This is a genomic window from uncultured Brevundimonas sp., from assembly GCF_937863155.1.
In the GTDB taxonomy this organism is placed as follows: Bacteria; Pseudomonadota; Alphaproteobacteria; order Caulobacterales; family Caulobacteraceae; genus Brevundimonas.
Genome location: NZ_CALMFB010000012.1, coordinates 1 through 5347 on the forward strand (window position 1 = coordinate 1; position 5347 = coordinate 5347).

The 5347-nt window shown below is 68.7% G+C and carries 4 protein-coding genes and 1 pseudogene; 3 read left to right on the plus strand and 2 right to left on the minus strand.

Going from position 1 to position 5347, the window contains the following annotated elements; translation table 11 throughout:
• A pseudogene (locus tag Q0581_RS01560) lies at nucleotides 1–408 on the plus strand (3-hydroxyacyl-CoA dehydrogenase); the annotation flags it as partial.
• A 218-nt stretch (nucleotides 409–626) separates the two neighbouring features.
• Nucleotides 627–1829, plus strand: a complete 1203-nt coding sequence (locus Q0581_RS01565) for an acetyl-CoA C-acyltransferase (RefSeq protein ID WP_298696851.1) — start codon at nucleotides 627–629, stop codon at nucleotides 1827–1829.
• Nucleotides 1830–1845: 16 nt separating this feature from the next.
• Here the strand turns inward: Q0581_RS01565 and Q0581_RS01570 are convergent, their stop codons facing one another.
• Nucleotides 1846–2379, minus strand: coding sequence for a hypothetical protein (locus Q0581_RS01570; RefSeq protein ID WP_298696854.1), 534 nt, complete (start codon nucleotides 2377–2379; stop codon nucleotides 1846–1848).
• A gap of 46 nt (nucleotides 2380–2425) precedes the next feature.
• Complete coding sequence (locus Q0581_RS01575) at nucleotides 2426–3277, minus strand: aspartate/glutamate racemase family protein (protein ID WP_298696856.1); 852 nt, start codon at nucleotides 3275–3277, stop codon at nucleotides 2426–2428.
• A gap of 142 nt (nucleotides 3278–3419) precedes the next feature.
• On the opposite strand from Q0581_RS01575, the gene Q0581_RS01580 reads away from it, so the two are divergent.
• The coding region (locus Q0581_RS01580) for a M3 family metallopeptidase (RefSeq protein ID WP_298696859.1) at nucleotides 3420–5347 on the plus strand (1928 nt) is incomplete at its 3' end.

Sequence of the window (5347 nt, forward strand, 5' to 3'; positions counted from 1 at the left end):
GCCAAGATGGCCCTGGTCGGCCTGATGCAGACCCTGGCCATCGAGGGCCAGAAGAACGACATCCGGGTCAACTGCCTGGCGCCCACGGCCCACACCCGCATGACCGAGGATCTGGGCGCCGCCCTGCCGCTGGAGGCGCTGGGCCCGGAACTGGTCAGCCCCGGCCTGCTGCATCTGGTCAGCCGCGACGCGCCCACCCGCTGCATCCTGGGCGCCGGCGCCGGCGGGTTCGAGCGCGCCTATGTCACCCTGACGCAAGGCGTCCACATCACAGGTGAGGATGCGCCCGAACAGGTCGCGGCCCGGTTCGACCAGATCAGCGACCGCGCCGGCGAGATCGTGCCCGACATGGGCGCGGCCCAGGGCATGCTGGAACTGACCAAGGCGAAGGTTTCCCTCGGCGGCTGACGCCGCGCGCCTATGTTCGCGACGCGGTCGCTCACGGCTTGAGGCGGGTTCCCGGGCGGCTGACGCCGCGCGCCTATGTTCGCGACGCGGTCGCTCACGGCTTGAGGCGGGTTCCCGGGCGGCTGACGTCGGGCGCCCAGGTTTGGGACGTCAAGACCCTTGCGCTGACGCTGGGGCATGGCGTTAGCATTCCCCAATAATCCGATAGGGAGCTCCCCATGCGCGACGCCGTCATCGTCTCCACCGCCCGCACGCCGATCGGGCGCGCCTATCGCGGCGCCTTCAACGACACCCAGCCGCAACAGCTGGGCGCCCACGCCATACGCCATGCGGTGCAGCGGGCGGGCGTCGATCCGGCCGAGATCGAGGACGTGGTGTTCGGCGCCGCCCTGCAACAGGGCTCGACCTCGCCCAATATCGCCCGTCAGGTCGCCCTGGCGGCGGGCCTGCCCGCCAGCGTCGCGGGCATGAGCCTGGACCGTCAGTGCGCCTCGGGCCTGATGGCCATCGCCACGGCGGCCAAACAGGTGATCACCGACGGCCAGCAGGTCGCCATCGGCGGCGGGCTGGAGAGCATCTCCCTGGTCCAGAACCAGCACATGAACCTGTACCGGATGAAGGACGAGGCGCTGCTGACGCTGTCGCCCCACATCTATATGTCGATGCTGGAGACGGCCGAGGTTGTGGCCGACCGCTACGGCATCAGCCGCGAGGCCCAGGACGACTACGCCCTGCAGTCCCAGCAGCGCACGGCGGCGGCCCAGGCGGCCGGCCATCTGGACGCCGAGATCGTGCCCATGACCACGACCATGCAGGTGGTGGACAAGGCCACGGGCCAGACGTCGGCGAAAGAGGTGACCCTGTCCAAGGACGAGGGCAACCGCGCCGACACCACCCTTGAGGGCCTTCAGTCGCTGAAGCCCGTCTTCGGCGGCGGCGAGAAAATCCAGCAGGGCCGTTTCATCACCGCCGGCAACGCCAGCCAGCTGTCGGACGGCGCCTCGGCCAGCGTCATCATGGAGAGCAAGGAGGCCGAGCGGCGCGGCCTTCAGCCCCTGGGCGCCTATCGCGGCATGGCCGTGGCGGGCTGCGAGCCAGACGAAATGGGCATCGGCCCCGTCTTCGCCGTGCCGAAACTGCTGAAGCAGCACGGCCTGACCGTCGACGACATCGGCATCTGGGAGCTGAACGAGGCCTTCGCCGTCCAGGTGCTGTATTGCCGCGACCGGCTGGGCATCCCCAACGACCGGCTGAACGTCTCGGGCGGCGCCATCTCCATCGGCCACCCCTATGGCATGTCGGGCGCCCGGATGACCGGCCACGTCCTGATCGAGGGCAAGCGCCGCGGGGCCAAATACGGCGTCGTCACCATGTGCATCGGCGGCGGCATGGGCGCGGCGGGCCTGTTCGAAATCTTCTGAACCCCGGCCTTGCGGATCAGCGGCCGCCTTCGGGCGGCGCCTCGCCATACTCCAGGAACCTGAGCCACCGGCGATAGCCCTGGCCCATGACGCCATCCACGGCATCGGCCATGGCGCCTAGGCCCGGCCCCTCGACCACAAAGACCCAGGTCGGCTCCCACCCCCGGTTAGCGCCGGGCCAGGTCACCGTCAGGTCCGCGCGGGTCGCCCGCCCGCGCAGAGGGCCGAACGGGGCATGGAACACCAGGCGGTCTTCGGCGACCGTGACGGTTCGGCCATGGTCGAAGGCCGGATTGTCGGGCAGTTTTTCGCACCAGCAGCCGCCCGGCGTCAGATCCAGGCTCAGATTCCGGGAGTCGCCCGTATAGGTGTGGGACGACGCCCACCATTCCGGCAACGCGCGGAAAGCGTCGGGAATGTCGCCGGGGTCGATCTCGGCGCCGATGGCGAATTTCAGGGTGAAGCCGTTCTCGCTGCGCGACACGACCTCGGCCTGTGCGCCCGAAGCCAGGAACAGAACGGCGGCGGCGGCCAGTAGGCTGCGGACCATGGATATGTCCTCCCGGCCCCGATCAGCGCGCGTCGCGTCGGGTTCGTCAAGCCGCCTGGAAGCTGAGCGGCGCGCCCCAGAATTGGCTGACCCGCTCCGTCTGCGGGCCGGGCGTTCCGGTCGTCAGGAAGTCGCGGCGGCCGGACGATCCCAGATCGTATTCCGGGTGCCGCTGGAAATAGCGGTCCAGGGCGTCGGCCACGGCGGTCGGCTGGTGGATCACGCTTGTGCCGGGCGGCAGGGCTTCGGCGAACAGGTCGGCGACGATCTCATAATGGGTGCAGCCCAGTATGGCCTTGTCCGGGTGACGGCCGATACGGCGGCGCAGGGCGTCGACATGCTCGTCGACCACCACCTTCAGCTCCTCGGTCGTGGCGCCCAGTTCGATCAGGCCGGCCAGACCGGGGCACGGCTCGGAAAAGACCGCCAGATCCTCGCGGCGCTTGTCGATCTCGATCTCATAGACCCGGCTCATGGCCGTGGCGGCGGTGCAGAAGACGCCGGTGATCTCGATCGCCTCGATCTTCTCGCCGGACCGGTCGGCCTCATAGGTCCAGGGCAGGCCGGTCGCCGCCTCGATGGTCGGCACGATGATGCCCAGTACGTTTACCGGGCGGCCGAACCGTTCGCGCGCCTGGGGCGCCCAGGTCTGTTGCAACCGACGCAGGGCGATGGCGCTGGCGGTGTTGCAGGCCAGAACGATGACCGAGGCCCCCGCCTCGAACAGCCGCTCGCACCCGGCGCGGGTCAGGTCGACGATCTCCTCGCCCCCGCGCCCGCCATAGGGGGCGTTGGCCTGGTCGGCCAGATAGACGAAGTCCCGGTCGGGGAACCGCCTCGTCAGTTCGCGGTGGACCGTCAGCCCGCCGACACCGGAATCGAAAACGCCTATCGCCATGGGCGCTGGCTTTAGAGGTCCACGCGCCTGCGTTCAACGGCCGCACACGAACGGCGACAAGATTACGGTCGAGTCATGTGACGGATGCCTAACATCGGTCTAGGGTCCGGCCCGAACCGATTTGCAGTCGAGGATGGACCCCATGCACAGACGCCACTTCATGATCGCGGGGGGCAGCGTGTTCGCCCTGACCGGATGCGCCACGGCCGGCGCCGCGCCGGGCGGCGCGGGCGGCGACGCCTCGTCCCTGACCGCCCAGGCCGCCGAGGCCCGCGCCGTCCTGCCGCGCCAGAGCCCGCGCGCCGAACTGCTGCAGGAATGGACCGGCCCCTATGGCGGCGTGCCGCCGTGGGATCGCGTCACGGCCGCCAAGCTGCGCGAGGCGATCGTCGAAGGCATCGAACTGCAACGCGCCGAATACGCCGCCATCGCCGACAATCCCGCCCCGGCGACCTTCGCCAACACCTCGGTGGCCATGCAGATGGCGGGCGAGCCGCTGGGCCGCGCCCTGTCCGTGTTCGGCGTCATGACGTCCAACATCGGCTCGGACGACTATCAGGCGCTGCAACGCGAAGTCTCGCCCCTGCTGGCCGCCGCCAGCGACGAGATCACCTTCAACGCCAAACTGTTCCAGCGCATACGCCACGTCGCCGACAACGCCGCCGACATGGGCCTGGACGCCGAACAGAGCCGTCTGGTGACCCGCAGCCGCGATTCCTTCGTGCGCAACGGCGCGGCCCTGGACGCCGCCGGCAAGGCCGAGCTGGGCCGCATCAACGCCGCCCTGTCCAACGCCTTCACCAGCTTTGGCCAGAAGGTGGTCGCCGACGAGAACGCCTGGACCGTGGTGGCGGACGTTTCGCGCCTGGCCGGCCTGCCGGACGACAGCAAGGCCGCCGCCGCCGCCGCCGCGCGTCGCCGCAACGTCCAGGGTGCGGCCATCGTCAACACCCGCTCCAGCGTCGATCCGGTGCTGAGCTTCGCCGACGACCGCGCCCTGCGCGAGGAGGTCTGGCGCAAATTCGTCAATCGCGGCGACAACGGCGACGCCAATGACACCAACGCCGTGATCGCCGAGATCGTGGCCCTGCGCGCCCAGCGCGCGCGCCTGCTGGGCTTCGGCAATCACGCCGAATGGCGCATGCAGGACACCATGGCCAAGACCCCGGCCGCCGCCATGGACCTGATGAACCGCGTCTGGGCGCCGGCCAAGGCCCGCGTCGTCGAAGAGGTGGCCGACATGCGCGCCATCGCCGGTTTCGACATCGAGCCGTGGGACTATCTCTATTTCGCCGAGAAGGTCCGCAAGGCCAAGTACGACCTGGATCAGAACGAGCTGAAGCCGTATTTCGAGCTGAACAACGTCCGCGCCGGCAGCTTCTACATGGCCGAGCGTCTATACGGCTTCACCTTCGAGAAGCTGGCCCCCGGGACCGTGCCGGTCTGGCACGAGGACGTGGTGGTCTATGAGGTCAAGGACCACGGCGCCCATGCGGGCCTGTACTACGCCGACGACTATGCCCGTCCGGGCAAGCGCTCGGGCGCCTGGATGACCAGCTATCGCGGCTATTCCACCTATGACGGCGTCAAGAACGTGCTGTCGTCGAACAACAACAACTTCATCAAGGCCGAAGACGGACCGATCCTGATCTCGCTGGACGACGCCGAGACCCTGTTCCACGAGTTCGGCCACGCCCTGCACTATCTGTCGTACCGGATCACCTATCCGGGCCTGGGCGGCACGCCGCGCGACTATGTGGAGTATCCGTCCCAGGTGCACGAACACTGGGTGCTGACCCGTCCGATCATCGACGGCTTCCTGAAGCATGTCGAAACCGGCCAGCCCATGCCCCAGGCCCTGGTCGACAAGATCGAGGCGGCCAACACCTTCAACCAGGGCTATGCGACCGTCAGCTATCTGTCGTCGGCCCTGGTGGACATGGACCTGCACACGCGCCCCACGCCGCCGACCGACATCGACGCCTTCGAGCGCGAGAGCCTGGCGCGCTACGGCATGCCCAAGGAGATCGTGATGCGGCACCGCCTGCCGCAGTTCAATCACCTGTTCAC

Bases quoted from the DNA above. Each gene is read 5' to 3' on its own strand.
- Q0581_RS01565 (WP_298696851.1), top strand. From the start codon at position 627: ATGCGCGACGCCGTCATCGTCTCCACCGCCCGCACGCCGATCGGGCGC.
- Q0581_RS01570 (WP_298696854.1), bottom strand. From the start codon at position 2,379: ATGGTCCGCAGCCTACTGGCCGCCGCCGCCGTTCTGTTCCTGGCTTCG.
- Q0581_RS01575 (WP_298696856.1), bottom strand. From the start codon at position 3,277: ATGGCGATAGGCGTTTTCGATTCCGGTGTCGGCGGGCTGACGGTCCAC.